Genomic DNA, 26,862 nt, shown 5'->3' with positions numbered 1-26,862 from the left:
CGCAACGCATTCGCAAGGCTGCGCATGCCGTCGCGCCCCTGCATCCGCCACGAGGTCCACGAATGCACAATGCCCTTTCCCGCCATGCGCCGAACCGGCTCGGCACGCTACAGGCGCCCGACGAAGTCGAACGCGCGGTCGCGCACCGGCTCGGGCCGCACCGGATGGCCGCGTCCGGCCGCGACCCGTTTCATGCGGAGCTGTACGAGGTTCCCCTGCATCACGGCGCGCTGCTCGAACTCTGCTATGGCCGCGAAACGCGCATCGATTTCGGCGACGACGCCGATCACTTCCTGTTCCGGCTGACGCTCGCCGGTGCGTGCGAGTTGCAGGCCGGCAGCGTCGTCACGCGCGCCGGCCCCGGCGAGCTGACCGTGTCGTCGCCCGCGCTCGCGAGCCGCCTGCACACGAGCCCCGATTGCCGCAACCTCGTGCTGCGGCTCGAACGCGGCGCGCTCGAACGCAAGTTGCAGGACATGCTGCAGGCAACGCTCACGCGGCCGCTGCAATTCGACCTCGCATCCGGCCGCGCCGGCGCGGGCGCGGGCGCGGCGATCGTGGCGCCGACCTTCGAGTACCTGTGCCAGCTCGGCGCGCAGCCGGGCATCGGCACGGCCTCGCCGGCGTTCGGCGCCGACCTCACCGCGTGGCTGATGTCGCTGCTGCTCACGCACCTGCCGCACACGTACAGCGACGCGCTGCTGCGCGGCACGCCGCCGCTGCCCGCCCACGTGCGGCGCGCCTGCGCTCACGTCGATGCACACCTCGGCGAACCGCTCGCGCTCGCCGCGCTGGCGGCCGTCGCCGGGGTCGCGCCGCGCACGCTGCAGCATGCGTTCCGCGCGTTCCTGCACACCACGCCGGCCGCTTACGTCCGCGAGCGCCGGCTCGCCGCCGTGCACGCGGCGCTGCAACGCGGCGACACGCGCAGCGTGACCGACGTGCTGATCGCGCACGGCATCCATGGCTTCGGCCATTTCGCGAAGGCGTATGCGCAGCGTTACGGCCATGCGCCTTCGGTCACCGCGAGGCAAGCTCGATGACGCACTCCGCCCCCGGCCGGCCGCCGGCCCGCTCCGACCCTGCGCCGCACGACGCGGACGCATCCGATGGCCTGCGCGTGCAGGATCTCGATCTCAACCTGTTGAAGACGTTTCGCGCGGTGTATGAAGAGCGGCACGTCGGCCGCGCGGCGTTGCGGCTCGGCGTCACGCAGCCGTCCGTCAGCTACGCGCTCGGCCGGCTGCGGCTGATGTTCCGCGACGCGCTGTTCGTGCGCACCGGTACCGGCGTCGAGCCGACCCCGCGCGCGCAACGGCTCGCGATCTCGGTCGACAAGGCGCTCGCGATCCTGCAGGACGTGCTCGACGAAGGCTCGCGCTTCACGCCCGACAGCACGCAGCGCGTGTTCCGCCTGCACATGAGCGATTTCGCGGCGAGCGCGTTCCTGCCGACGCTGCTCGCCGCGTTCGACCGGCGCGCGCCGGGCGCGGTGATCGAGACGCTGCACGTCGACGAATGCCAGCTCAACGTCGCGCTCGAATCGGGGCGCATCGATTTCGCGCTCGGGCATTTCGCCGATGCGTCGAGCCACTTCCAGCGCACCGCGCTGCTGCACGAGCGCTGCGTGCTGCTGATGCCGCGGCGCACCGCGCAGCGCGCCGGGTTGCCCGACGATTTCGTACTCGACGGTGCGGCGCCCGACGCGCTGCGCTTCGTCGCGATCTCGTCGCATCCGCAATCGATGCAGTTGCTCGAGCGGCACGAACTGATGCCGCGCGTGCGCGCGGCGCTGCCCGATTTCATGGTGGTGCCGGCGTTGCTGCAGGACGGCGATTACGCGCTGATCCTGCCGGAGACGATCGCGATCACGTTCGCCGCACGCCAGCCGTGCGTGCTGTACGAGATCGCCGGCGCCGCCGAATGGGCCGTCAACGCGTACTGGCATCGCCGCTTCGACGCGGATCCCGGCCATCGCTGGCTGCGTGCGCTGCTGCTCGAACTGTTCAATATCGGCGAGCAGGCGCCGTTCGACGCATGGCTCGCGCCGCAGCCGCCCGCCTGCGCGTAGCGGCGCAAGCGGGCCCGCCGAAACGGTCAGAACGACGTGAGGATACCCGCGACGAGCGAGCTCGCGGTCGCGCCGGGCTTCGCCACCGCGACGCCGCCGCCCGCCGCGCCGTTGACGACGAAGCGTGCATGCGCGCCGTTGCGCACCATCGCGGCGCCCGTGTACAACACCGTGCGCTTCGACAGCGGATAGTCGAAGCGGATGCCGTACGAATCGGCGTTGCCGTCGCTGTCGGCCACCTTCCGGTAATGGCCGACGCTCAGCAGCAGCGACGCGCGCCCGATCGGTACCGTCGCGCTGAGTTCCATGATGTCGCTGTGCGGATAGGCGCTCTGGCTGTCGATCGCGGTCGCCACGTCGGGGCCGCCGCGATGGCGCATGTACAGCGCGGCCACCTTCACGACGTTGAAGTCGTACGAAATCGCGCCGAGCGTGTAGTTGCCGTTCGCGGCCGGGCTCGTGTTGCCGAGCGTGGACGCCGCGACCGGGCTGAACTTCTGCTGCATGTAGTCGACGTCGACCGACAGGCCGCCGTGCACGTAGTTGAGCCCCGCGCCGTACGTATCGCCCAACGTCGCCGGCTGCCCGGCCGCGCCGTTCGTGCCGCGCGCGGCCATCGCGCGCAGCATGAAGCCCGCATAGCGCGGCGACGTGTAGCGCATCGAATTGCGCACGCGCAGGAACGCGGGCCCGACGAAGTTGTTGGTCGCGTTGCCCCAGGCGAGCCCCGCGCCGAGCCCGGGCAGGCTGTACGTGACGAGCGTCGTATGCAGGATCGTGTAGAGCTCGCCGAACTGCACGCCGCCGAACGGCCCGGTGATGCCGACCCACGCTTCGCGGCCGAACAGCGCGCTGCTGTTCGACAGTGCGCCGCTCGCCGCGTTGAAACCGTCCTCGAGCTTGAAGATCGTCGCGTAGCCGCCGCCGAGATCCTCGATACCCTTCAGCCCCCACTGCGACGCCCACAGGTTGCCGCTGCCCATGCGCGTCACGTGGTTCGGCCCGGCGTTCGCGTATTCGATCGCGGTGTCGATGCGGCCGTAGAGCGTCACGCTCGATTGCGCGACGGCAGGCAGCGCCATGCACGCGAGCAGCGCGGCAAGCGGTACGGCAAGCCGGTCGGCCCGCCCGTTCGGTTGGTTCATGTTCGTCGTCCCGTAGAAGTGGCGGCGCCGGTCGGCCATGCGCCGCGCGGTGTGAATCGCGTTCGCCGCGAGCGGCCAACGCTGCCGATAAAAAACGGGCCGAGTCTAGGAACGACAATTTCGGACGTCGACGCAATGCGCTCTATAACGCTTATAGATGCGCCGCATGAAGCGCAGGCTCCCCGCCGCACGCGCGCTGCGCGGCGGCCCGCGCGCACGGCCTCGGTGTTTTCTTTATCCGGGTCGGTAAATGTCCGTGTGGCGCGGCTGTCACTCCGGCTATGGCGGCCGAATTTGGCCGACTACGCTGCGTCTCCGATCGTGTCACCCGCACGCTTTCGCGCCGCGACGGCGCCCGGCCCGCCGGGCCGATGCCGCGCTTTTCCACCGCCCGCTCCTGGAGAACCCGCATGTCCGCATCCACGGCCCGCGCTGCCGACGGCAAGCGCTATACGTACGAATGGTATGTCGTCGTCATCTGCATGCTCGCGTACGTCTTTTCGTTCGTCGACCGCCAGGTCCTCGTGCTGATGATCGAACCGATCAAGCGCGACCTGCACCTGTCCGATACGCAGTTCAGTCTGCTCAATGGCTTCGCGTTTTCGCTGTTCTATGCGGTGATGGGGCTGCCCGTCGCGTATCTCGCCGACCGCTATGCGCGCCCGCGCATCATCTCGCTCGGCATCGCACTGTGGAGCGTCGCAACCGCCGCGTGCGGACTCAGCCAGCATTTCGTGCAGATGTTCGTCGCGCGCATGGGCGTCGGCGTCGGCGAGGCCGCGCTGTCGCCCGGCGCGTATTCGATGCTCGCCGACTACTTCCCGAAGGAGAAGCTCGGGCGCGCGGTCGCCGTGTATTCGCTCGGCTCGTTCATCGGCGGCGGCATCGCGTTCCTGATCGGCGGTTACGTGATCGCGCTGCTCAAGCATGCGAGCGCATTCACGCTGCCGATCGTCGGGCAGGTGCATGCGTGGCAGGTTACGTTCCTGATCGTCGGGCTGCCGGGGATCGTCGTTGCGCTGCTGTTCGCCGCGACCGTGCGCGACCCCCAGCGCAAGGGGCTCGCGCAGGATCGCTCGGGCGCGGTGCGGCGCGTGTCGATGCGCGATTCGCTGCGCTTCGTCGGCACCCACCGGGCGACCTTCTCGTGCCACTACCTCGGCTTCTCGTTCTACGCGATGACGCTGTACTGCCTGCTGAGCTGGACACCCGCGTTCTATATCCGCCGCTTCGGAATGACGGCCGTCGAAGCCGGTTACACGCTCGGCATCGTGCTGCTGGTCGCCAACACGGCCGGCGTGTTCTGCGGCGGCTGGCTCAACGACTGGCTGCTGCGGCGCGGCCGCGACGATGCACCGATGCGTGCCGGTGCGATCGGCGCTGCGTGCATGGTGATCCCCGCGACGCTGTTCACGCAGCTCGACAGCCTGCCGGCGTCGCTCGCGATGCTGGTCGTCGCGATGTTCTTCGCGTCGTTCCCGATGCCGACGTCGACCGCCGCGATGCAGACGCTCGCACCGAACCAGATGCGCGCGCAGATCTCCGCGCTGTTCCTCCTCGTGTCGAACCTGATCGCGCTCGGAATCGGCACGACCGTCGTCGCGCTGTTCACCGATCGCGTGTTCGGTGCGCCGGCCGCGGTCGGCCATTCGATGTCGATCGTCAACGTCGCGGCGGCCACGCTGGCCGCGCTGCTGCTCGCCGTCGGCTGCCGCCACTATCGCCGCAGCCTCGATCGCGAACGCGGTCACGCGTCGGCCGCGGCGCCGCAGGCGGCCGACGCTAGCGCCGCGGTCGCCGTGCGCTGAGAAGCTGAGACACCGAGACACCGAGACACGAGACACGAGGCGCCGGCTACGATAGAGCGCCCTGGCATTATCCATCCCACTGATTCAGGCATCGCTTTTTAATCGATTTGATTTATGCGATGCCCATCCCTATTCTCGATCGCATGATGGCGCGGGGCTCTGCCGCGCCGCTTTCCTCGACCCCACGGAATTTCCCATGCAAGCGAACCGCCACCAGGTCCGGATCGACGCGCTGATCGACGCGGCGCAGGACATCCGCTGTTTCCGGATCTCGCGCGTCGACGGCCAGCCGTTCGACGCGTACGAACCGGGCGCCCATATCGACGTCACCGCGCCGTCCGGCATCACGCGACAATACTCGCTGTGCGGCAACCCCGACGAACGCGGCAGCTATCTCTTCGCGGTGAAGAAGGAAGCGCGGTCGCGCGGCGGCTCGCGTTCGCTGCACGACGACGTGAGCGTCGGCGCCGAATTGTCGATTGGCACGCCGCGCAACCTGTTTCGTCTGACGGATGACGCGAGCGAGCACGTGCTCGTCGCGGCCGGCATCGGCATCACGCCGCTGCTGTCGATGGCGTATGCGCTGAACCGGCGCGGCGCGCGCTACCGGCTGCATTACTTCGCGCGCAGCCGCGACCACGCCGCCTTCGTCGACGAACTGTCGGCTGAACCGTTCGCCTCGCACGTGACGTTCCATTACGGCGTCGAGCCCGACGCGCTCGCGGCCGAACTCGGCGGCTGCGTCGCATCGATCGATGCGCACGCACATGTCTATACGTGCGGCCCGGGGCCGTTCATGGACGCGGTCGTCGCCGCGGCCGCCACGCGCGTTCCCGACGAGGCGATTCATCTCGAACGCTTCGCGGCGGAACCCGCAACCGCCGATGCGAATGGAGACGTCGACGCGGGCACCGGCCCTGCCGACGGTTTCGAAGTACGCTTGCAACGCAGCGGGCAATCGGTACGCGTGACGCCCGATACGTCGATCGTTGACGCGCTCGCGCGCATCGGCATCGAGGTCGATACGTCATGCGGCGAAGGCGTGTGCGGCACCTGCATGGTGCCCGTCGTCGACGGCGAGCCCGACCACCGCGACCACTGCCTGAGCAAGGCCGAACGCGCGAGCAACGCGGTGATCTGCTGCTGCGTGTCGCGCGCGCGTTCCGCCGTGCTGGTGCTCGATCTCTGAATGACGCGTCCGGCGCGCGCCGGCCACGTCACGCGTCGTCGAAACGCTCGACGATCTCGGCGAGCAGCGCGCGCATCCATGCGTTGCCCTCGTCCTCGTGAAAGTGCTCGTGCCAGTGCATCGTCACCGGCGCGGGCGGCAGCGTGACCGGCAGGTCGTACAGACGGAATGCGTTGTCGCGGTTCAGGATCTGCGCGAGCCGCTTCGGCAGCGTCGCATACAGATCGGTGACCGACAGTACGCTCGGCAGCGCGACGAAGTGCGGCACCTCGAGCGCGATGTTGCGGCCCACGCCCTGCGCGCGCAACGCGTCGTCGAGCGCGTGGTGGCTGTGCTCGACCGACTTCACGTTGACGTGCGCGGCGCGCACGAATTGTTCGAGATTCAGCGCGGCGGCCGTCGGCAGCCCGCGCCGGCGCCCCGTCATGCACACGTAGGTTTCCTCGAACAGCACTTGATGACGCGTGCGCGGCATCAACTCCGGCAGGTTGCCGATCGCGAAATCGAGCCGGCTCGCGCGCAGCGCTTCCTCGATCTCCTCCACCGGCAGCGGCTGCACGCTCAGCGTCACGCGCGGCGCACGGTCGCGCAGCGCCTGGCAGATCGCCGGCAGGTACGCCATCTCGCCCGCATCCGACAGCGACAGCCGGAATGTGCGCGTGCTGGTGGCCGGATCGAAGCGCTCCGCGTAGCGCAGCGCGACGCGCACCATGTCGAGCGCCTTGCCGACGATGCCCGCGAGTTCGAGCGCAACTGGCGTCGGCTGCATGCCCGAACGCGTACGCACGAACAGCGGATCGTCGAACAGCGTGCGCAGCCGTCCGAGCGAATAGCTGACCGCCGGCTGCGACAGCGCGAGCCGCTCGCCGGCCTTCGTCAGGCTGCGTTCCTCGACGATCGCCTGGAACACGCGCAACAGGTTCAGATCGAGATGATCGACCGACGTCATCGCACCCCCCTTCATTTGCCGTATTTATTCGATGAGCAATTTTAGATCAATTTGACGGATATATAGCAGGAGACGAGACTGGTTCCCGGACGCTGCGCACGGCGCGGCCCGTTTTCGCGACTCTTTCCCCACGACGACGATGAGCGACATTCCCTACCAGACGATCGACACCCGCGCGTTGCATGGTCTCGCGCAGCCCGACCGCATCGCGCCCGCGATGTATCACGATCCCGCGCTGTTCGAAGCCGAGCTCGACCGCATCTTCTACCGCACCTGGATCTGGGTCGCGCACGAGAGCGAACTGCCGAACCCGGGCGACTTCATCACGACGACGATCGGCCGCCAGCCGGTGATCGTCGTGCGCGACAAGACCGGCGAGATCAACGTGCTGCAGAACCGCTGCCGCCATCGCGGCGCGACCGTGTGCGAAGCGCACAAGGGCAACGCGAAGGGCTTCACGTGTCCGTATCACAGCTGGTCGTACGCGCTCGACGGCACGCTGCGCGCGCTGCCGTACGGCGACGGCTACGAAGGCGTGTGCGAGAAAGGCGATCTGCCGCTCGTGAAGCTGCGCGTCGGCGTGTACCAGGGGCTGATTTTCGCGAGCTTTAACGATGCGATCGAGCCGCTCGAGGATTTCCTCGGCGGCGCGAAGCCGTGGATCGACCTGTTCATGAAACAGGGTGCCGGCTACCCGATCAAGGCGAACGGCGAGCACAAGTTCAAGTTCAAGGGCAACTGGAAGATCCAGCTCGAGAACACCACCGACCTCTACCACTTCCCGGTCGTGCACAAGTCGTGGATGAAGTCGATCGACGACGAGACGGCCGCCGCGATCACGAGCTTCATGACGAGCGAGGACGCGTTCTGCCGCGCGCTCGGCAACGGCCACAGCCTCGCGGTGCTGATGCCCGAGCTGATCGATCTCGACGAGGACGACGGCGCGCCGCTGGCCGAACGCTTCGCGCCGCTCGCGGCGAAACTCGCCGAACGTCACACGCCCGAAGAGGTGCGCCGCATCGTGCGCTCGCTGATGGGCGTCGGCTTCAATCTGAACCTGTTCCCGAACCTCGCGCTGTCGATGGCGTTCTTCCGCGTGCTGCGGCCGATCTCCGCGAACGAAACCGAGATCCGCCACGTCGCGCTCGCGATGGACGGCGGCCCCGACGAAGCGAACCGCGAGCGGCTTCGCATCCATGAACACTTTCAGGGCCCGTTCGGCTTCGGCAGCCCTGACGACGCGGAAGCCTGGGAACGCGTGCAGCGCGGCGCGCACGCGGGCCCCGACGTGCCGATCCTCGTGAATCGCGGGCTGAACCGCGAGACGACCGCCGCGAACGGAGAAAAGACCGCGCATGCGACCGACGAAACCGGCATGCGCGAGGCCTACCGGCAATGGCACAACATGATGGAGCAGCAATGATGGACGACCGCAACGCTCTCTTTTCCGAGCAGACCTTCGCCCGCGCGGTCGAATTCGTGTGGCGCGAAGCCGAGATGCTCGACCGCCGCGACTACCGCGCGTGGCTCGACCTGTGGGATCCGGCCGGCCACTACGTGGTGCCGATCGATCCCGACACGACCGATTTCGCGGCGACGCTGAACTACGTGTTCGACGACCGGGACATGCGCGAGAAGCGCGTGCAGCGGATGGTGTCCGGCTATTCGGCGTCGGCCGTCGACGCGGCGCGCACGGTGCGCACCGTGTCGCGCTTCACGCTGGAAAGCAGCGGTGCCGACACCGTCGAGCTGAAATCGGCGCAGGTCGTCGTCGCATACAAGCGCGGCGTCGCGACGCTGTTCGCGGCCGACGTCACGCACAAGCTGCACGTCGATGCCGACGGCGAGATACGGATTGCCGAGAAAGTCGTGCGCCTGATCGACTCGACCGAAGCGCTCAGCGCGATCGGCTTCCTGCTGTAAGCCGTGACCGGTTCACCGCTGCACGTGCAAAGGTGAACCGGTCACCTTCACCTTTCCGGACCCTCATGCCCACACTCGAAGTTTTCCTGCCGGCCGGCCATGACGACGCGCGCAAGGCCGAGCTGATCGCCAGGCTGACCGGTGCGACCGTCGATGCGATCGGCGCACCGGTCGAATCGGTGCGCGTGCTGCTCACCGAACTACCCGCGACGCATATCGGCCTCGGCGGCCGCAGCGCCGCGGACGGCGCGCCGCCATCGCTGCCGGTGATCGTCGCGATCCTGATCGCGGGGCGTACCGACGAACAGAAACGCGCGCTGATCGCCGCGCTGTCCGACGCCGGCGCGAATGCGCTCGACGCGCCGCTGCACGCGACGCGCGTGATCATCAAGGACATTCCGAACACGGACTTCGGCATCGGCGGCCGGACCGCGCGGGCGCTGGGGCGCTGACCATGCGCCGCGCGTCGCTGGCCCGCCGTGATGCGACGCAGCCGCTACGCGGGTGCGCCGGCGAGCGGCAGCGTCACGCGGCAGTCGAGCCCGCCGCCCACGGCCGGGCTCGCGGCAATTCGTCCGCCGTGGCGCGTGACGATGCTCTTGCACAGCGACAACCCGATCCCGTTGCCGCCCACCTTCGACGACGAGAAGCCGTCGAACAGCCGCTCGTGCGCACCGGCTTCGATGCCCGGGCCATTGTCGATCGCCCGCAACTCCGCATGGCCGGCCACGTTCGCGGTGCCGAGCGTCAGCGTGCGCGGCACGCGCTCGCAGCTGGCGAATGCCTCGATCGCATTGAACGCGAGATTCAGGATCACCTGCCCGATCAGCACGCGCTCGCAGCGGATCGGCAACGGCGCGTCGGCCTGCACGATCGCGACCGTCACGCCGGCCTCCTTCGCGCGCAGCTCGATGAAGTACGCGACGTCCGCGAGGATGTCGCGCAGGTCGGCCCGCGCCACGGCCGGCTCGCGCTTCACGATGAATTCGCGCACGCTCTTGATGATCAGCGCCGCATGTTCGGCCTGCCGGTCCGCGCTGCGCAGCCCCCAGATCGCGTCGTCGACGGCGCCGTTGCCGTTCAGCCGCCGCACCGCGCCTTCGATGAAATTGCGCACGGCCGCGAGCGGCTGGCTGAGTTCGTGCGCGATCACGGTCGCCATCTCGCCCATCGCGTTGTAGCGGCCCGCGTATTCGAGCATCCGCGCCTCGGCGCGCCGCGCGTCCTCGATCGCGACTTCGTCGCTCACGTCGCGGAACTGCACGAGCAGCCCGTCGAGATCGTCCTCGATCTCGACCTGCCGGCACAGGATGCGCAGCCAGCATGCCGAGCCGTCGCGCCGCACGATCCGGTAGCGCTGCGGCGCGGACGGATGCGCCGACGGTGCATCGCGCAATTGCGCGACGAGCCGGTCACGATCGGCCGCGCAGCAATAGTCGAGCACCTCGCCGGGCGGATCGTCGGGCGCGAGCCCGAGCAGGCGGCGGCCCGACTCGCTGATGAACTGCACGCCGCCGTGCGGCGTCACGACCGCGATGCCTTCGTCGAGATCCTGCATGAACTCGCGCAGCCGCGCCTCGTAGCGACGCAACTGCTGGCGAACCGCCTCTTCCGCGCTGATGTCGCGGAACTGCACCATCACGACGTCGCGCCCGCGCAGCGGCACGTAGGTCGCGGTGGCCTCGGACAGCATGTCGACGCCCGTACGCGATCGATAGCACCATTCGTACACCTGCGGCCCATCCACGAGAGCACGATCCCATGCGCTCACCGCGATCTCGCGGCGGTACTTCGGCTCGGGGCGCGTCATGTCCGGCGCCTTCAGCGGCAGCAGTTCCTCGACGGAAAAACCGAGCGCGATGCACGCGGCGCGATTCGCCCACACGATCGCCCTGGTGCGCGCGTCGTGCAGCAGCACGCAAGTGGTCAGCGCGTCGAGCAGCCGGTGGAAATCGTCTTCGTCGGGAAAACTCATGATCGGATTCGAAGGAAGGCGCGCGGCATCGCGCGGCCGGAAACCCAACATAGCACCGGCGCGCGCCGATCGCATCTGAAGATTTCTTTAGGTCGGCACGGAGCCTCACCAGTCGCGCGGCCCAACGCACCAATTGCCGCGTGTTTTCGGCGTTTCTAGACTGGTTGCATCGTCTTTGCACCGTCTTGCCCCCCGCAACCGACACCGACATCGCCCCATCCCCAGGAGACTTTCATGCCGCAAGCCGCCCTCGCCATCGAATCCGCGCCGACCTCGCCGCCCGCGGCAAGTCCCGCGGCCGGGCAATTGTCGCCGCTCGACGCGGTGATCGAAACCGTCGCCGCGCGCCGCGAGGAATTCGACCGGCTGTCGCACGTGCCGCGCGACGTCGTCGCACTGTTCAAGCAGGCCGGCATCTATCGCGCGGGCACGCCGCGCCGCTTCGGCGGCGACGCGCTCGCACCGAGCGCGTTCCTCGACATGATCGAACGGATCGCGACCGCCGACGGCTCGGCCGCGTGGGTCGCGAGCTTCGGCTCCGCGAACGTCTACCTCGCCGCGCTGCCGCTCGAGACCCAGGCCGAGCTGTACGCGAGCGGCCCCGATCAGGTGTTCGCGGGCGGCCTGTTCCCGGTGCAGCCCGCGCTCGCCGCACCGGGCGGCTGGCGCGTGAACGGCACATGGAAATTCGCGAGCGGCTGCAAGGGCGCCGACTGGCTCGGCGTCGGCATCGCCGTGCCGGGCGCGCAGGACGCCGCACCGAACAAGCCGCGCACGGCGGTGTTCCGCGCCGCCGACGTCGAGATCGTCGAGAACTGGAGCGTGGTCGGCATGCAGGGCACCGGCAGCCACGACCTGCGCGTGAACGACCGCTTCGTGCCCGAGGCGTGGACCTTCGTGCGCGGCGGCGAGCCGACCGTCGACGAGCCGCTGTACCGCTACCCGACCGTCGCGTACGCGGCGCAGGTGCTGGCCGTCGTCAATCTCGGCCTCGCACGCGCGGCGCTCGACGTCGTGAACCGCATGTCCGGCGGCCGCCAGACGACGACCGGCGCGCCGCGTCTCGCCGATCGTGCGTATTTCCGTATCGAGCTCGCGAAGGCCGAGGCGCAACTGCGCTCGGCGCGCGCGTTCTTCTACGATGCGACCGACTCGGTCTGGCAATCGATCCTCGCGGGCAATCCGGTGACGCCCGACCAGGTCAGCCTGCTGCGGCTCGCGGCCACGCAGATCGCCCGCGAAGGCGCGAGCGTCGTCGAGCGCGCGTACCGCCTCGGCGGCACGGCGGCGATCTATCGAACGCATCCGCTGCAACGGCTGCTGCGCGATGCGATGGTCGTCACGCAGCACGCGTTCCTCGCCGAAGGCAACTTCGACGGCGCCGGGGCGGTATTCACCGGCGTCACGCCGTTTCCCGGCTATCTGTAACCTGCATCGACCGACGCTTTTGACGAACGCGCATGAACGCGGACCCGACGCACGTCGCCGGCCGGCTCATGCGCCCGACCGATTCCTCTGGAGAACCCGATATGTCCGATTCGAATCCGCTGCCGCTGCGCGTCCTGTTCTGCTGCGGCGTGTCGCAGAATTTCTTCGACCTGCCGCGCGAGCAGATCGGCGAAGTGTGGCAGGCGTACGGCGCGATGCTCGCGGCCGTCGAAGCGATGCCCGGCGTGCGCGTGCTCGGCGTGATGGACGACGACCGTCTCGTGGTCGGCCAGGCTGACGGCGCGCCGTGGACCTTCTACATCATGGCCGACGTCGCCGATTTCGACACGACGGTCGCCGTGTGCAACCTGTACCGCACGACGCCCGTCGGCGAATACAACCTGTGGCGCTACGGCAAGATCGAGGCACGCGTGGGCCGAGCGCTGACCGTGCCGCCGGCCGCGAAGCCTGCGGCGTGAGGCGCGCGATGACCGATCTGTCACCTGCTGCGATCGATGCGCTCGCGCAGCGCGTCGCGGCGCTCGATGCCGAGCGCGCGGTGCGTGCGACGCTCACGCGCTACATGGCGCTGTGCGACGTACCCGAAGAGGCCGGCGCCGGCCCGTCGCTGGCCGATCTGTTCACCGCCGACGCCGTGTGGGAAGGCATCGGCCCGCAATACGCCCGGAAGTTCGGCCGCCTCGAAGGCACCGCCGCGATCGTCGCGATGCTCGGCCGCTATCTGCCGCCCGATCCGCATTTCTCGGCGAACCTGCACTTCCTGACGTCGGAGTCGATCGAGATCGGTGCCGGCCATGCAAGCGCGCGCGGCCGCTGGATCATGCTGCAGGCGTCGCGCTACGCGGACGGTTCGGCCGAACTGATCGCCGCGCGGCTGACCGTCGATTTCGCGCCGGCCGCCAACGGCTCCGCGTGGCTGATCCGCCATTTCCGCACCGAACGCGTGCTCGACGGCCCGTGGCCGCTCGCCGCCGCGCCACGGTCCTGATGTTTCCCGCTGCTTTCGCACGATACCGACCATGACAGGCTTCATCGACACCTTCACGCTCGGCGGCCCCGGCCCGACGATCGCGATCAAGGACACGATCGACATCGCGGGCCATCCGACCCGCGCGGCCAGCCGCGCGCTCGCCGATGCGCCGCCGGCAATCCGACACGCGGACGTGGTCCGCCTGCTGCTCGACGCCGGCTGGCAGATCGCCGGCAAGGCGAACATGCACGAGCTCGCGTTCGGCATGACCGGCATCAACGACTACACGGGCACGCCCGTCAATCCGCAGGACGCCACGCGCATTCCGGGCGGATCGTCGAGCGGCTCCGCGTCGCTCGTCGGGCTCGGCGCCGTCGACGCGGCGCTCGGCACCGATACCGGCGGCTCGATTCGCGGGCCGGCCGCATGCTGCGGCGTGGCCGGGCTGAAGCCGACGTTCGGCCGCGTGTCGCGGCGCGGCGTCGCGCCCGTCGACACGACGCTCGACTGCGTCGGACCGTTCGCCCGCGAGATCCGCACGCTCGTCGCGGCGATGGCCGCGATCGCGCCCGACTTCGACCGAGCGCAAGCGGAGGCTCGCGTGGCCGGCTGCACGGTCGCGCAACTCGCCGTCGAAGCCGATCCGGCGATCGCCGCCGCGCTCGACGCGGCCGTTCGCGCGTCGGGCCTGCGTTCGCACACGATCGTGCTCGATGCAATGCCGGCCGCGTTCGCGGCGGGGCTCACCGTGATCAACGCGGAAACGTCGCGCGCGTTCGGCCATCTGGTCGAAACGGGCCGGCTCGGCGCCGATCTCGACGCGCGACTGCGCACGGCCGCGACGACGACCCCGGCCGCGCTCGCGGAAGCCGAAACCGTGCGCGCACGCTTCACCGCGCAGGTCGATGCCGCGCTCGAACACGCGGACGTGCTGGTGCTGCCGACGCTGCCCGCGTTGCCGATCACGCTGCAGCAGGCGCGCGACGGCGTATCGGTCATCGCGATGTCGTCGCTGATCCGGCCGTTCAACCTCAGCGGCCATCCGGCGCTCAGCCTTCCGCTGCCGCTCGCCGGTTCGCCGCTGAAGGCCGGCTTGCAGATCGTCGGGCGCAAGGGCGCGGACGAACGGGTCTGCGCGATCGCGGCACACTTCGAAGCGGCACTGGCCGCATGACCCACGATGCGGGCGCCGCTTGCACCGGCGTGCGCCCGCGAACCACGGAACTCCACACCATGTCAGACCGAGTCGTCCTCGTCACCGGCGCCGCGCGCGGGCTCGGCGCCGTCATCGCCGAACGCTTCCATGCGGCCGGCTATCGCGTCGCGCTGGCCGACATCGCCGCCGACGCCATTCAAGCGCATGCGGGCGAACTCGACCCGAGCGGCGAACGCGCGATCGCGTTGCCGCTCGACGTCACGTCGAAACGCGATTTCGAAGCGGCGCGCGATGCGCTCGTCGCGCGCTGGGGCACGATCGACGTGCTCGTCAACAACGCGGGCGCATCGAAGGTCGTGCCGGCGATGGACATCACGGCCGAGCAGTTCGACCAGGTGATCGACGTGAACCTGCGCAGCGTGCTGTTCGGCTGCCAGGTGTTCGGCCAGTACTTCGCGCAGCGCGGCGCGGGCCGCATCGTCAATATCGCGTCGCTCGCCGGGCAGAACGGCGGCTCGGCGACGGGCGCACACTATGCGGCCGCGAAAGGCGGCACGCTGACATTGACCAAGGTATTCGCACGCGATCTCGCCGCGCGGGGCGTCACCGTCAACGCGATCTCGCCGGGGCCGCTCGATCTGCCGATCGTGTACGAAAGCGTCGCGCCCGACAAACTGCGTCAGGTGCTCGCGAGCCTGCCGGGCGGCAAACTCGGGTCGGCCGGTTTCGTCGCGGATGCCGCCGTGCTGCTCGCGTCGGGCGACGCGCATTTCGCGAACGGCGCATGCTGGGACATCAACGGCGGGCTGTACATGCGCTGAACGCGCCGAGCCTCATCGCGACGATTCCCCGCCGTCGCCCCACACGACCATCACGTCGCGCACCAGCGCGGCGATCGACGTCGCGCCGAGCTTCTCCTTGATGCTCGCGCGATGCACGTCGACGGTCTTCACGCTGATCGACAGATCCGACGCGATCTGCTTGCTGCCCTTGCCGTCCACGACGCCGCGCAGCACTTCCTTCTCGCGCGCGGTCAGCGCATCGAGCCGCTGGCGCAGCTCGCGGTGGCGCTGGCTCACCGCGTGCCGCTGCTGCGCGAGCCGCAGCGCACGCTGCACGCGCTCGAGCATCTGCTGCGAGTTGTACGGCTTCTCGACGAAATCGATCGCGCCGTTCTGCAGCGCGCGCACCGACATCGGAATGTCGCCGTGCCCGCTGACGAAGATCACCGGCAGCGTCGCGCCGCGCGCATTCAATTCGGCCTGCACGTCGAAGCCGCTTTTCTCCGGCATGCGCACGTCGAGCACGAGGCAGGCGGGCAGGTTCACGTCGAAGCGTGCGAGAAAGTCGGCGGCGTTCGCGAATCCCTCGGACGCGATGCCGACCGATTCGAGCAACCACGCGAGCGACGTCCGCATGCCGCTGTCGTCGTCGACGATGTATACGATCGGTGCGGGTGACGTCATCGCGGGTGTCTCGCTGAATATCGGTATCGGTATCGCACGCGCCGCGCGTGAAGCCGATTGCCGGCTTGTTGCGTGCGTCGTTCGCTTGGGGATGTGCGGCACATCATAACGAGCCGAAAACCCGCTGAACACCCCTTCACGTGCCGCACGAACGCGCAATCCCGGTTTTTTTTCGCGCGCGGCGACGCGCATCTAGGTAGAACCTTTAGACGCGTTGGCAGGAACGCCATCCCGATCGTCAATCGTGCGAATGGTCGGCCGCATTTTCGCGACGTACGCTCGGGTCATCGTCGGCGATCCGGCGCTGCGCTCGCCGCGCTGCACCGTTCGCCGTTTTCGTCCAATCAGGAGCGCCCATGTCTTCCACGACCGATATCCAGCGACCGGCGCGCGTCGAACCGACCGACGCGCAGAAGGCCTTCCGCCAGGCGATGGCCCACCTCGGCGCGGCCGTCAACGTGATCACCACCGCCGGGCCGCACGGCCGCTGCGGGATCACCGCGAGCGCCGTGTGCTCCGTCACCGATGCGCCGCCGACGCTGCTCGTGTGCCTGAACCGGTCGAGCGCGATGCACGCGACCTTCGAGCGCAACCGCCAGGTGTGCATCAACGTGCTGCCGGCAGAGCACGAGCTGCTCGCGCGACACTTCGCGGGACTCACCGACCTGCCGATGGAGCAGCGTTTCCAGTTGCCCGTCTGGGATCGCGGCGAACAGGACGTGCCGGTGCTGCGCGATGCGCTCGCGAGCCTGCAGGGCACGATCGCGGAGATGAAGGAAGTCGGCTCGCATTCGGTGATGTTCATCGAGGCGACGTCGATTCGCGTTCGCGACGACGGCGACAGCCTCATCTACTTCAGCCGCGCGTTTCATCGCGTGTCGCGTACCGCATGTGTGCGGTGACAGGCCCTTGACTACGCGGACGTGCGCAGCGCGCGCTGCCCGGCCGCGAATGCAGCGCCCGCGAACAGCGTCAGCGCGGAATACGCGAGCCCGCGCGCGAGCCCCGCACTGTCCGACACCCAGCCGATCGCGACCGGCCCCGCGATCTGCCCGAACGCGAACACCGTCGTGAACGCGCTGATGCCCTTCGCCCAGCCGTTCGGCGGCAGGTTGTGCCGCACGAAGGCCGTCGTCGACGCGACCGCCGACAGGAACGTCGCGCCGAACAGCAGACCCGAGGCGAATGCGGCGGCCGGATGCATGAACAGCGCGGGCATCAGCGTCGCGACGCCGAGCAGCGCGTTGAGCACGGCGAGCGCCTGCCCGCCGCGCATCCGGTCGAGCAGCCCCGACCACAGCCGCGCCGACACCACGGTCGCGATCCCGAGCATCACGTAGAACGCGGCGACCACCGTGCCGCTCATCCCCGCCCCGCGCAGCAGCGCGACGATAAATGTCATGTAGCCGATGTAGCCGACGCCGAACAGGCCGTAGCCGGCCAGCGCGAACGCGAAGCGAGCCGGGCTCGCGGTCGCCGCCGATCTCGCGCCGTCGGCCTGCACGACCGGCGCCGCATGCAAGCGCTCGATGCGACGCGCGGCCGACACGGCCGCCGCCGAGAACAGCACGCACGCCGCTGCAAGCGCGAGCCACGCCGGCTGCCAGCCGTGCACGCGCGGCACGAGCGTGGCCGGCACGAGCAGCGACGACGCGACGATGCCCCATCCGGTGCCGCCGTAGTAAAGACCGAGCAGCAGCCCCGCATCGCGCGGCGACGCGGACGCGAGCCGCGCGGCCAGCACGCCGCCGCTGATGAAGATCAACGCGCTGCCGACACCCGTCGCCAGCCGCTGCGCCAGCAACGCGTGCATGTCCGCCGTGAACCCGCCGGCGGCCATCAGCACGGCGGTCAGCACACAGCCGGCCGCGAGCAGCGTGCCTGCGCGCCAGCAACGCGACAACAGCGGGAATGCGAGCGCGCCGATCAGGTAGCCGGCCGCGTTCGCCGTGTTCAGCGCGCCGGCCTGCGCGAAGGTCCAGCCGAGATCGGCCTTCATCGGCGGCAGCAGCAGCGCATACGAAAAGCGTGCGAGGCCGAGCGCGATCGCGCTGCCGAGCGACAGGCAGATCGCGAGCCGCCACGCGGCCATGCGGCCGGGATCGGTTGCGCCGGCGTCCGGCCGCGAGCGGCCGGCACGCTCCGGTTGCGACACTGCGCGCATCGGGGTGTCTCCATCGTTGTCATGCCACCAGGGTGGCCGCGCATACGGCCGCAGCCACCGCGCAGGATCGTCAGATGGTGCCAGAAAACCGTGCGCACCGCCGCACGGGGGCCGGCGCGCATTGGCCAGCCGCCATCGCCTTTCGTGAATCACGCGATCCGAAATAATCCCGTCAATTACATGTCCAATTCAAAAAAATCGCCGGAATCGTTTAATCGGCCTGAATCCCGATTATTGAAAAATCACGTCCGTCCCGTTATTCGATTTATTGACCATTTCCGGCATTCGCTGGGAAAAGCCCGTGTTTAGCACGCTTCCGCTAAAAACCTTGCAACGCATTGCATTCGCAAATTCGTCAGACTAATATCGACGCCACTTGTCCGGTATTCACAAAATGCCGAACGAGAAGCGGCATGATTTTTTTTGCCGCACTTTCATGTTGAATCACTCATGTTCATCACAGGAGAATTGACATGCAGGAAACCCAGCAAATCGAATTGCTTGACTGGATGCAGGAAGACACACACCCCGAGGCCGTCGACATGATGGTCGAGGACGCCGTGGTGCCGTTCGGCACGGCGCTCTGGCCGGTCTGAGCGGGCCACCCGTTCTCGCGGAAGGGCTGCGGCCCTTCCGCCGCTTCCGGAGATACGCATGCTGAACCTCCACCGCGCGCTCGGCTTTCACCCGGCGCTGCGCGACAAGCTGGCACGCGGCGAATCGGGAAAACTGCTGGTCGGCTATGACACCCGCAACCGCGACATCGCGTTGCGCGCCTTTTCCGCCCTGCCCGATTCGCTCGCCGCGACCACCCTCTGCCTCGAAAGCACCCCGCCTGCCGATATTGCCGCCGCGCTCGGCGACGCCGACCTATTCGTGCTCCTGTACGACTCGTCGTGCCTGCCAACGCCGTCGCCGAGCGGGCCGCCGTTCCTCGCCGCCATCCGCCCCGCGATCGTCGAGCACTGGAGCAAGTCGGTTTTATTCAAGGATTACGGCCCGCATCTCGACGAGGCGTTCGCCGAATCGCTCGACGACATCGCCGCGCGCAACGGCCGGCTGATCGAGGCCGCCGCACGCGCGTCGCAGATCCGCTTCATCGACGAAGCCGGCAACGCGCTGACGGGCTCGCTCGCGCCGGACCAGAAATGGACGAGCGTGGACGGCATGGGCAACCTCGACGTCGTGCCCGGCGAGATCGCGACGCACGTGACCGACCTCAACGGCTCGGTCGTGTTCAGCGGCACGTTTCTCGGCACCGTGCCGTTCGCGATCAAGTACAAGGTGGCCGAGCGGCTTGCAACGCTGCATGTCGAACGCAGCACGATCGTCGATTTCGACACCGACGATGCGGGCTTCCGGCGCGATTTCTCGACCTATCTCGACCGGCACGCGAATCACCGGCGAATAGAGGAATTCGGCATCGGCACGAACCTCGGCATTCGCGGCCTGTACGGCCGCAACGCGGGGTTCGAGGAACGCCATCCGGGCCTGCATCTGGGGCTTGGCGGCGGCGAAAACGGCAGCCACCATCTCGACCTGATCTTCGCGCGCGGCACGCTCGCGCTCGACGAACGGATCGTGTTCGACGGCGCGTTCGCCGTCTGACGCGGCGGCGGGTTGCTCAGGCTTCGGCGGCCGCCGCGTCGCCGAGCCACTTGAACATCACGAAGCAGTCGACGAAGCCGAGCCGCGCGTGGCGGTAGGCGCGCGGCAGCCGGCCGACGATTTCGAATCCCAGCTTCTGCCACAGCGCGACCGCGACCTCGTTCGTCGCGACCACCGAATTGAACTGCATCGCGAGGAAGCCTCGCTCGCGCGCCACCTGCTGCGAGTGCTCGCACATCAGGCGCGCGACGCCGCGTCCGCGCGCGGCCTCGCTCACCATGTAGCCGCAGTTGCTCACGTGCTTGCCGGGGCCGCCCGCGTTCGCCTTCAGGTAATACGAGCCGAGCACCACGCCGTCCTCCTCGGCGATCCACGTGCAGAGCGGCGCGTCGAGCCACAGTGCGCGTGCCGCTTCCGGCGTCGGTTCGGGATCGAATGCGTAGGTTTCCTGAGCGGCGACGATGGCGCGGTAGGTCGGCCAGAAGCGCGCGAAATCGTCCTCGGTCATCGGGCGGATCGTGATCATGCGGGGGCTCTCGTGACGGTGATGTAGGCAGGCAAGACAGGCAGACGAGCGATCGTACCGCGATTCATCGCGGGTCGCCTTCTCGCCGTGCTGCGCTGCGATACGCGCCCGGCGGCGTGTCGTACCGGCGTTTGAACGCCTGCGAAACTGGATGGATCGCTGAAGCCGGGCAGTGCCCCCGGGCGCGTCTCCCGCCATCACGCCATCGATACCGGCCGTTCGACCGAATCGTCATGCGCCATACCGGATGAAAGAATGATCGTCGTCCGGGAAGCCGGCTTCACGCCCTGACATCCCGAGCCATGAAGACGCCGCATGCGCGGCGGCCGCAAATCCATTGCGACGCGAACCGCCTCGTTCCATTTACTTTTTTGTAGCTTATAAGTTACAATTCTCTCCAAGTTCGAACTGCTTCGCTATCAACGCGACGATGGTCGCGAGCCTTTCACCGAATGGCTGAACGCCGTGCGTGACAAGCTCGCGCAGGCACGAATCCGCGAGCGCCTGCGCCGCGTGCAGACCGGCAATTTCGGCGATTGCGAGCCGGTCGGCGAAGGTGTGATCGAACTGCGCGTCCATGTCGGCGCCGGCTACCGCGTGTACTTCGGCCGGCACGGGGGCGCCTTGGTGCTGCTGCTGTCGGGCGGCGACAAGGCCCGTCAGTCCGACGACATCAGGCGCGCCAAGGAACACTGGTCGAACTGGAAACGGAGGCAAATGTGAACAAGCTCAAAGGCGCGGTATCGCACCACGACGCGGAAGTCGCCGAACTCGGCGCCGACCGCGAACTCGCGGTCGCCTATCTGCGCGTCGCGATGGAATCGCTCGACGATCCGGACAACCGCGCGGCCGGCCTGCTCGCGCTGCGCACGGTCGCGGAAGCCTACGGTGGGCTCGGCGCCGTCGCGGCCGAAGCCGGCATCAGCCGCGAATCGCTGTACCGCACGCTGTCCCCGAACGGCAATCCGACGCTGAAAACCCTGCTCGCGGTGCTCAAGACGGTCGGCCTGCGCCTGTCCGTCGTTCCCGCACAGCCATCGCACGCGTAAAGGGCGCACGTCCCGCCTGCCCCCTCACGGCGTGACCATCCAAACTAGCAGCATCTCCGCCGGCGCGGCCGTCGTCCCCGCCGGCGGATGCGCGATCGTCGGCTCGACCGCCAACGCATGCGCAATCGCCGCCGCATCGTCGATCGTCGTCGTATGCACGATCGTCATCAGCCGCGCCGGCCGGCGCAGCGTTTCGCGGTACAGCGCGCCGTACCACAGTGGCCGCGTGCCGAGCGCATCCTGCAACACGTACGGATAACGCCACAACCGCAGCACGAAGCGGCTTTCCGGGTAGGCCGGATCGATGCGGACGAACACGCGCCGCGTGCTTTCGCCATGCGTGTAGCGCGGCAGCACGGGCAGCGTGTCGACGGGCGCCTGCGGCAGCAGCCAGCGCAGCGCGGTGGCCGGCGACCACGGTGTCGCGCGCTGCCAGCCGGCCTGCGCGAGATGACGGACGAGCGTGTCCGACGTCGCGCTCCATTGCAGCGGCAGATATTCCTCGCGGTCGCCGCCGATCTCGGTGCGCCGCGTCGGCACGCGCTGCCACCCGCCGCGCAGCCACTGGTCGACGGTCATCGCGACCACATCGCCGACGTGCGGACGCGCCGCGCGATCGAGCTGCCATTGCGCGGGAACCGTCCATACGCCGGCCGTCGCGAGCACGACGACGACCGCGACGAGCGCGCCTCTCGACTGCACATGCTCACGCACGTGCCAGTACGCATAGGCGCCGGCGAGCAATGCGAACCACGCGAGCCCGAGGCTCCATCCGCCCAGCAGCCCCGACAACCAGGTATCGCCGACGTACAGCCGCGCAAAACCGCCGAGCACGATCCACAGCACGACCGCCGTCACGACCGGAATGCGCCACAGCGCGGGCCGGTCGCGCGTGAGCACCCAGCCGAGGCCGCTGCTCGCGAGGATCGCGAAGGCGGCGTCGGCATCGGGCAGCGGCACGTGCGGCGCGCCGGGCGGCAGGCTCGCAGGTGTCGCGCCGGACACGCCCGCGCCGAACACCGGCACCAGCACGACGGCGACGCCGACCGTCGCGAGCCACCATGCAGCCGTCAGCCAGCAGCGATGGATCAGCAGCCAGACGAGAAACGCGGCCGCGACGATCAGGCCCGTGTCGTGTCCGTGCAGCACGGCGAGCGCGCTCATCGCGGCGTCGACGGGCGGCGTGCGCAGGTTCTGCAGGAACGCATACAGCGCGATGTCCGCATGCATCAGCGGATCGTTCGCGACGACGTCCTGCACGATCCCCGCGAACAGCCACACGCAGCCGATGAACAACAGCGCGAGCACGGGCACCGCGCCCGGCAACCCGCGCAGGTACGCGATCCCGTCGTGCAGCCGCGCACCGAACCGCGGCCAGCGGCGCGCGCATGCATGCACGGTTTCGGCGAGCGCGCGGCACAACAACGGCCAGCCGCGCCGCAGCGCGACGCGCACGCCGATCCACACGAGCGCGACCAGCGCGGCCACGACCAGCAGGATCGCGGCGACCCGCACGCTGATCGCCGCGGCCAGCGCGGCCGACGCGCCGAACAGGATGCCGGGCGCGACGTGGACAGGCGCCCATACGAGCGCCGAGAGCACGTTGACCGGATAGAACGACCGGCGCGGCAGCGTCGCGCAGCCGACGACGACCGGCACGACCGCACGCACCGGCGCGAGAAAGCGCGCGAGCACGATGCTCTTCATGCCGTGACGCAGCACGAATTCCTCGCCGCGCGCGTAGGCGCTTCCATAGCCGAAGCGCGTCCACGCATTGCGGATCATCCCGCGGTAACGTCGCCCGACTTCGTAGCTGATCCCGTCGCCAATCACCGCGCCGACGGCCGCGACGCCGATCGTCGCCCATGCGTCGAGCGCGCCCGCGCCGATCAACGCACCGGCCGCGAACATCACGGCGCCGGCCGGCACGATCGTGCCGATCAGCGCGATCGCCTCGGCGCAGGCGGCCGCGAACACGATCGCCAACACGAGCAGCGGATGCGCGCCGATCGCGCCGATCCATGCGTGGATCGTGTCGCTCATCGCATACGCCCGAACGGTGCAGCCCGGTGCACGAACAACGAGCCGGCGGGGGAATTGGATACGTTCATCGCGACATGCGCACGCTCGCGCCGGTGTCGGGGTCAGGGATCAATCGAACTCGTGTTGCCGTGCGTCGGCCTCGAGCGGCGCGTCGTGGTAGCCGACCGTGGCAACCTCGTGCAGATAGCGCGCAAGAAACGCGCCGATCGAGCCGGCGGCTTCGTATTGATGCACATGCCGGAATTCGTGCGTCAGCAGGCGGCGTGTGTCCTGCCCGCGCAGCACGTACACCGCGTGACCGAGCGTGAGGCCGATCGTGCCGGGCGACAGCAGCCCCGTGTCGCGGGCGATCGCGGCAAGCGTCGGCGTGTCGGGAAACGGCATGCGGTCGACCGCCACCACGCGGATCCGCTCCGGTTGCGCGACGCCCACCGTGCGCGCGTCGTCGGCTTGGGCCAGCGTCAGCGGCGCGCCCTGCGCGAGCCCACGCGCCGCCTCCGCTTCGGCCCAGGCGACGGCGGCGGGCAGCGCGGACTGCAGGATATCGGCCAGGTCGATCATTGCAGGGCTCCTCGGTTCGCTCAGGTGGCATCGGGCACCAGTTTAGTCCCGAATCAGACCGGTTCGCGGGGTGACTCCGACGATGCCGCGCGGGCCCGTGTCGGCTGCCACGATCACCCGGGAATACCCTGATTCGCATGACCCGCGCACGGTACGCATTCCAGGGAATTATTTCGTTTCAGTGCACATTCCGCGACCAGCCATCCCGAAAATTTCGCGAACGCGTACCGTTTTCGGGTTCGGAGGCATATATTGATCAGAAGAACGGCCGCTGCGACAACTCCGACGGCAACACGCGGCGTCATCCCGAAGAGGATCGCTGGAAGATGATCAGGGTAATTCTGGCTGACGATCACGCAGTCATGCGGGACGGACTGCGTCACATCCTGGAGAGGGCCGGCGGTTTCGAGATCGTCGGCGAGGCGAGCGACGGCGCGGGCACGCTCGCGCTGGCGGAGCGCGCCGCCGCCGACGTGCTGCTGCTCGACCTGTCGATGCCCGCGCCGACCGGCATCGAACTGATCCGGCTGGTCAAGCGCCATGTGCCGTCGCTGCGCACGCTGGTGCTGACGATGCACGCGGAAACCCAGTACGCGGCACGCGCGTTCAAGGCCGGCGCCACCGGTTACCTGACGAAGGACAGTGCGACCGCCGAGCTCGTCGCGGCCGTCGGCAAGGTGGCGGCGGGCGGCATCTACGTGAGCCCGTCCGCGGCCGAAAGCCTCGCTCATACGCTGCGCGCGCCAGCTCAGGCGCTGCCGCACGAGCGGCTGTCCGCGCGCGAGCTCGACGTGATGCGCCGCATCGTCACGGGCCAGACCGTCACGCGGATCGCGTCCGACCTCGCGCTGAGCGCGAAGACGGTCAGCACGTACAAGACGCGGATCCTCGAGAAGATGGGGCTGCCGCACGAAGCCGCACTGGTCCGCTACGCGGTGCGCCACGATCTCGACTTCGGCGCCGACGACGCATGACGGCCGCCTTCCGCTTCCCGCCCGCGCCGCCGCCGGACGACGATCCGGACACGTCGCGCCTGTTCATGTCGTCGCTGCCGCCGGGCCGGCGCGAGCAGCGGCTCGCGTTCGCGACGGTGCTCGTATCGGCCGTGATCTTCGCCGCGCTCGCGCCGTTCGCGGCCATGCCGCTCGCGCCGGGCTGGGCGTTCATTCCCGTGTACCAGTCGGCGATCGTCGTCAACGACATGGTGACGGCCGGCCTGCTGCTCGGCCAGTACGCGATCCTGCGCGAAAAGCCGCTGCTCGTGCTGGCGGGCGGCTACCTGTTCACGGCGTTCATGGCCGGCACGCACATGCTGACCTTCCCCGGCCTGTTCGCGCCGACCGGCCTGCTCGGCGCCGGCGAACAGACCACCGCGTGGCTGTACCTGTTCTGGCATGGCGGTTTTCCGCTGTCGGTCGCCGCGTACGCGCTGCTGCGCGCGATGTCGCGCGGGCGCCCGGCCACGGCCTCGGCCCCGCGGCGGCGCGCGGCGATTCCGGTCGTCCTCTGCATCGCGGCGGCAGTCGGCGCGACGGTCGCGCTCGCGCTGCTCGCGACCGCCGGCCACGACCTGCTGCCGCGCATCATGAGCGGCAACCGGATGACCGCGACGATGACGAACGCGATCACGGTCGTCTGGGGGCTGAACCTCGTCGCGCTGATGCTGATGTGGCGGCAGCGGCGCCGTCATTCGGTGCTCGACCTGTGGGTGATGACGGTGCTCGTCGCGTGGCTGTTCGACATCGCGCTGTCGTCGATGCTGAATCACGGTCGCTTCGATCTCGGCTTCTATGCGGGGCGCGCGTACGGTCTCGTCGCGTCGGGCGTCGTGCTGTTCGCGATGCTGTTCGAGAACGGCCGGCTGCATGCGCAAACGGTGCGCGCACTGGCCGGCGCGCGCTACCAGCATCTGCTCGTCGTGCAGAAAAGCGCGCAGTTGAACGATGCGAACGAACGGCTCGAACAGCGCGTCGCCGCGCGCACCGCGCAATTGAGCGCGTCGAACCGCGACCTGCGGCGCGAAGTCGAGGAGCGCGTGCGCGCGGAACGGGCGCTTCAGGCGTCGCGCGAGGACCTGCGCGAGATCGCCGCGATCAGCGCCAGCGCGCGCGAAGCCGAGCAGCGCCGCATCGCGCGCGAACTGCACGACGAACTGGCGCAGACGCTCGCGACGCTGAAGAACGATCTCGAATGGCTGATCGACCGCGTGCCACAGGACGACGCATCGCTCGCGCGCAAGATCGCGGCGATGCATGCGCTTGCGCGCGGCGCGGTGGCCGCGACGCGCCGCATCGCGTCGGACCTGCGCCCGCTGATGCTCGACGATCTCGGCTTCGCGGCGGCGATGCAATGGCTCGTGGCGGATTTCCGGCACCGTCACGGGATTGCCTGTTCGCTGCACGTCGAGCCGCCCGAACTGCAACTCGACGAGCCGTATGCGACGGCCGTGTTCCGCATCGCGCAGGAAGCGCTCGCGAATGTCGCCCGGCACGCGGCTGCGTCGCACACGAGCGTCGAACTCGTGCACGGCGGCGAAGCGATCGCGCTGACTATTCGCGACGACGGCGCGGGATTCGATCCCGCGGTGCCGCGCAAGTCGAGTTCGTTCGGGCTGGTGGGGTTGCGCGAGCGTGCGTATCTGGTCGGCGGCACGCTGCGGATCGCGACGACGCTCGGCGAGGGCACGACGGTCGAGGTCGACATTCCGCTGCCGCACGCGCCTGTGGCGCTCGCGCATGGCGGGGCTGGGGTTTCGCGCGCGGATGACTGACCGATTGCGGAGACATCGGCGGACGCGGACCGCCGTATCG

At 68.9% G+C, this 26,862-nt stretch carries 27 protein-coding genes; 19 read left to right on the top strand and 8 right to left on the bottom strand.

Features of this window, described 5'->3' with window-relative positions; translation table 11 throughout:
• Positions 1-62 precede the first annotated feature (62 nt).
• Together CFB46_RS22090 and CFB46_RS22085 are read left to right on the top strand one after the other, a co-directional pair.
• Positions 63-1,043: an AraC family transcriptional regulator gene (locus tag CFB46_RS22090; protein ID WP_089501282.1), complete on the top strand. Its 981-nt coding sequence runs from the start codon at positions 63-65 to the stop codon at positions 1,041-1,043.
• The gene (locus tag CFB46_RS22085; protein WP_089501281.1) at positions 1,040-2,071 is read left to right on the top strand and encodes a LysR family transcriptional regulator; all 1,032 of its coding nucleotides are present in this window, start codon (positions 1,040-1,042) and stop codon (positions 2,069-2,071) included. Before CFB46_RS22090 ends, CFB46_RS22085 begins: the two co-directional genes overlap by 4 nt.
• A gap of 26 nt (positions 2,072-2,097) precedes the next feature.
• Here the strand turns inward: CFB46_RS22085 and CFB46_RS22080 are convergent, their stop codons facing one another.
• Complete coding sequence (locus CFB46_RS22080) at positions 2,098-3,216, bottom strand: porin (protein ID WP_089502299.1); 1,119 nt, start codon at positions 3,214-3,216, stop codon at positions 2,098-2,100.
• Between the two features lie 410 nt (positions 3,217-3,626).
• On the opposite strand from CFB46_RS22080, the gene CFB46_RS22075 reads away from it, so the two are divergent.
• Both CFB46_RS22075 and CFB46_RS22070 read left to right on the top strand, forming a co-directional pair.
• Complete coding sequence (locus CFB46_RS22075) at positions 3,627-5,024, top strand: spinster family MFS transporter (protein WP_089501280.1); 1,398 nt, start codon at positions 3,627-3,629, stop codon at positions 5,022-5,024.
• 196 nt (positions 5,025-5,220) lie between these two features.
• On the top strand, positions 5,221-6,213 hold the full coding sequence (locus tag CFB46_RS22070; RefSeq protein ID WP_089501279.1) for a PDR/VanB family oxidoreductase: 993 nt from the start codon (positions 5,221-5,223) through the stop codon (positions 6,211-6,213).
• A gap of 28 nt (positions 6,214-6,241) precedes the next feature.
• Here the strand turns inward: CFB46_RS22070 and CFB46_RS22065 are convergent, their stop codons facing one another.
• A complete protein-coding gene (locus CFB46_RS22065) occupies positions 6,242-7,162 on the bottom strand; it encodes a LysR family transcriptional regulator (protein WP_089502298.1) in 921 nt (306 codons plus the stop codon).
• Between the two features lie 139 nt (positions 7,163-7,301).
• Between CFB46_RS22065 and CFB46_RS22060 the strand changes: the two genes are divergently transcribed.
• The 3 genes from CFB46_RS22060 (at position 7,302) to CFB46_RS22050 (ending at position 9,537) form a co-directional block, all read left to right on the top strand.
• Positions 7,302-8,585, top strand: coding sequence for an aromatic ring-hydroxylating oxygenase subunit alpha (locus CFB46_RS22060; RefSeq protein WP_089501278.1), 1,284 nt, complete (start codon positions 7,302-7,304; stop codon positions 8,583-8,585).
• Entirely contained in the window at positions 8,582-9,085 is a 504-nt protein-coding gene (locus tag CFB46_RS22055) for an aromatic-ring-hydroxylating dioxygenase subunit beta (protein ID WP_089501277.1), read from the top strand. The genes CFB46_RS22060 and CFB46_RS22055 overlap by 4 nt, the downstream gene beginning before the upstream one ends.
• A gap of 65 nt (positions 9,086-9,150) precedes the next feature.
• Positions 9,151-9,537: a tautomerase family protein gene (locus CFB46_RS22050; RefSeq protein ID WP_089501276.1), complete on the top strand. Its 387-nt coding sequence runs from the start codon at positions 9,151-9,153 to the stop codon at positions 9,535-9,537.
• A 44-nt stretch (positions 9,538-9,581) separates the two neighbouring features.
• On the opposite strand, the gene CFB46_RS22045 is transcribed toward CFB46_RS22050, so the two are convergent.
• Entirely contained in the window at positions 9,582-11,135 is a 1,554-nt protein-coding gene (locus CFB46_RS22045; protein WP_089501275.1) for a sensor histidine kinase, read from the bottom strand.
• A 159-nt stretch (positions 11,136-11,294) separates the two neighbouring features.
• Between CFB46_RS22045 and CFB46_RS22040 the strand changes: the two genes are divergently transcribed.
• From CFB46_RS22040 to CFB46_RS22020, 5 genes are all read left to right on the top strand, one after another.
• Entirely contained in the window at positions 11,295-12,488 is a 1,194-nt protein-coding gene (locus CFB46_RS22040) for an acyl-CoA dehydrogenase family protein (protein ID WP_089501274.1), read from the top strand.
• Between the two features lie 101 nt (positions 12,489-12,589).
• Complete coding sequence (locus CFB46_RS22035; RefSeq protein WP_006490490.1) at positions 12,590-12,967, top strand: hypothetical protein; 378 nt, start codon at positions 12,590-12,592, stop codon at positions 12,965-12,967.
• A gap of 8 nt (positions 12,968-12,975) precedes the next feature.
• The gene (locus CFB46_RS22030; RefSeq protein WP_089501273.1) at positions 12,976-13,497 is read left to right on the top strand and encodes a nuclear transport factor 2 family protein; all 522 of its coding nucleotides are present in this window, start codon (positions 12,976-12,978) and stop codon (positions 13,495-13,497) included.
• Positions 13,498-13,528: 31 nt separating this feature from the next.
• Positions 13,529-14,653, top strand: coding sequence for an amidase (locus tag CFB46_RS22025; protein WP_089501272.1), 1,125 nt, complete (start codon positions 13,529-13,531; stop codon positions 14,651-14,653).
• A gap of 59 nt (positions 14,654-14,712) precedes the next feature.
• A complete protein-coding gene (locus tag CFB46_RS22020) occupies positions 14,713-15,456 on the top strand; it encodes an SDR family NAD(P)-dependent oxidoreductase (RefSeq protein ID WP_089502297.1) in 744 nt (247 codons plus the stop codon).
• Positions 15,457-15,468: 12 nt separating this feature from the next.
• On the opposite strand, the gene CFB46_RS22015 is transcribed toward CFB46_RS22020, so the two are convergent.
• Positions 15,469-16,101 carry a response regulator transcription factor gene (locus CFB46_RS22015; protein ID WP_089501271.1) on the bottom strand — a complete coding sequence of 211 codons (633 nt, stop codon included), beginning with the start codon at positions 16,099-16,101 and terminating at the stop codon, positions 15,469-15,471.
• 356 nt (positions 16,102-16,457) lie between these two features.
• On the opposite strand from CFB46_RS22015, the gene hpaC reads away from it, so the two are divergent.
• Positions 16,458-17,003, top strand: coding sequence for a 4-hydroxyphenylacetate 3-monooxygenase, reductase component (hpaC, locus tag CFB46_RS22010; protein ID WP_006490502.1), 546 nt, complete (start codon positions 16,458-16,460; stop codon positions 17,001-17,003).
• An 11-nt stretch (positions 17,004-17,014) separates the two neighbouring features.
• Here hpaC and CFB46_RS22005 read toward each other — a convergent pair whose 3' ends face one another.
• Positions 17,015-18,265, bottom strand: coding sequence for a YbfB/YjiJ family MFS transporter (locus tag CFB46_RS22005; protein WP_089501270.1), 1,251 nt, complete (start codon positions 18,263-18,265; stop codon positions 17,015-17,017).
• Positions 18,266-18,738: 473 nt separating this feature from the next.
• On the opposite strand from CFB46_RS22005, the gene CFB46_RS36545 reads away from it, so the two are divergent.
• Together CFB46_RS36545 and CFB46_RS22000 are read left to right on the top strand one after the other, a co-directional pair.
• On the top strand, positions 18,739-18,861 hold the full coding sequence (locus CFB46_RS36545) for a hypothetical protein (protein ID WP_006479692.1): 123 nt from the start codon (positions 18,739-18,741) through the stop codon (positions 18,859-18,861).
• A 58-nt stretch (positions 18,862-18,919) separates the two neighbouring features.
• Positions 18,920-19,873, top strand: a complete 954-nt coding sequence (locus tag CFB46_RS22000; protein WP_027782319.1) for a leucyl aminopeptidase (aminopeptidase T) — start codon at positions 18,920-18,922, stop codon at positions 19,871-19,873.
• Between the two features lie 16 nt (positions 19,874-19,889).
• On the opposite strand, the gene CFB46_RS21995 is transcribed toward CFB46_RS22000, so the two are convergent.
• Positions 19,890-20,399: a GNAT family N-acetyltransferase gene (locus tag CFB46_RS21995; RefSeq protein ID WP_089501269.1), complete on the bottom strand. Its 510-nt coding sequence runs from the start codon at positions 20,397-20,399 to the stop codon at positions 19,890-19,892.
• A gap of 390 nt (positions 20,400-20,789) precedes the next feature.
• Between CFB46_RS21995 and CFB46_RS21990 the strand changes: the two genes are divergently transcribed.
• Entirely contained in the window at positions 20,790-21,122 is a 333-nt protein-coding gene (locus tag CFB46_RS21990; protein WP_089501268.1) for a type II toxin-antitoxin system RelE/ParE family toxin, read from the top strand.
• Positions 21,119-21,448 carry a helix-turn-helix domain-containing transcriptional regulator gene (locus tag CFB46_RS21985; RefSeq protein WP_006479699.1) on the top strand — a complete coding sequence of 110 codons (330 nt, stop codon included), beginning with the start codon at positions 21,119-21,121 and terminating at the stop codon, positions 21,446-21,448. Before CFB46_RS21990 ends, CFB46_RS21985 begins: the two co-directional genes overlap by 4 nt.
• Before the next feature lie 24 nt (positions 21,449-21,472).
• Here CFB46_RS21985 and CFB46_RS21980 read toward each other — a convergent pair whose 3' ends face one another.
• Both CFB46_RS21980 and CFB46_RS21975 read right to left on the bottom strand, forming a co-directional pair.
• The gene (locus CFB46_RS21980) at positions 21,473-23,491 is read right to left on the bottom strand and encodes a VTT domain-containing protein (protein WP_089501267.1); all 2,019 of its coding nucleotides are present in this window, start codon (positions 23,489-23,491) and stop codon (positions 21,473-21,475) included.
• A 108-nt stretch (positions 23,492-23,599) separates the two neighbouring features.
• Positions 23,600-24,052: a hypothetical protein gene (locus tag CFB46_RS21975; RefSeq protein ID WP_089501266.1), complete on the bottom strand. Its 453-nt coding sequence runs from the start codon at positions 24,050-24,052 to the stop codon at positions 23,600-23,602.
• Between the two features lie 326 nt (positions 24,053-24,378).
• On the opposite strand from CFB46_RS21975, the gene CFB46_RS21965 reads away from it, so the two are divergent.
• Positions 24,379-25,026 carry a response regulator gene (locus CFB46_RS21965; RefSeq protein ID WP_027782313.1) on the top strand — a complete coding sequence of 216 codons (648 nt, stop codon included), beginning with the start codon at positions 24,379-24,381 and terminating at the stop codon, positions 25,024-25,026.
• Complete coding sequence (locus CFB46_RS21960) at positions 25,023-26,822, top strand: sensor histidine kinase (protein ID WP_089501265.1); 1,800 nt, start codon at positions 25,023-25,025, stop codon at positions 26,820-26,822. The genes CFB46_RS21965 and CFB46_RS21960 overlap by 4 nt, the downstream gene beginning before the upstream one ends.
• Positions 26,823-26,862: the final 40 nt, after the last annotated feature.

It is taken from the genome of Burkholderia sp. HI2761, from assembly GCF_002223355.1.
Taxonomy (GTDB): Bacteria; Pseudomonadota; Gammaproteobacteria; order Burkholderiales; family Burkholderiaceae; genus Burkholderia.
This window is presented reverse-complemented; position numbering and strand designations above follow the sequence as displayed.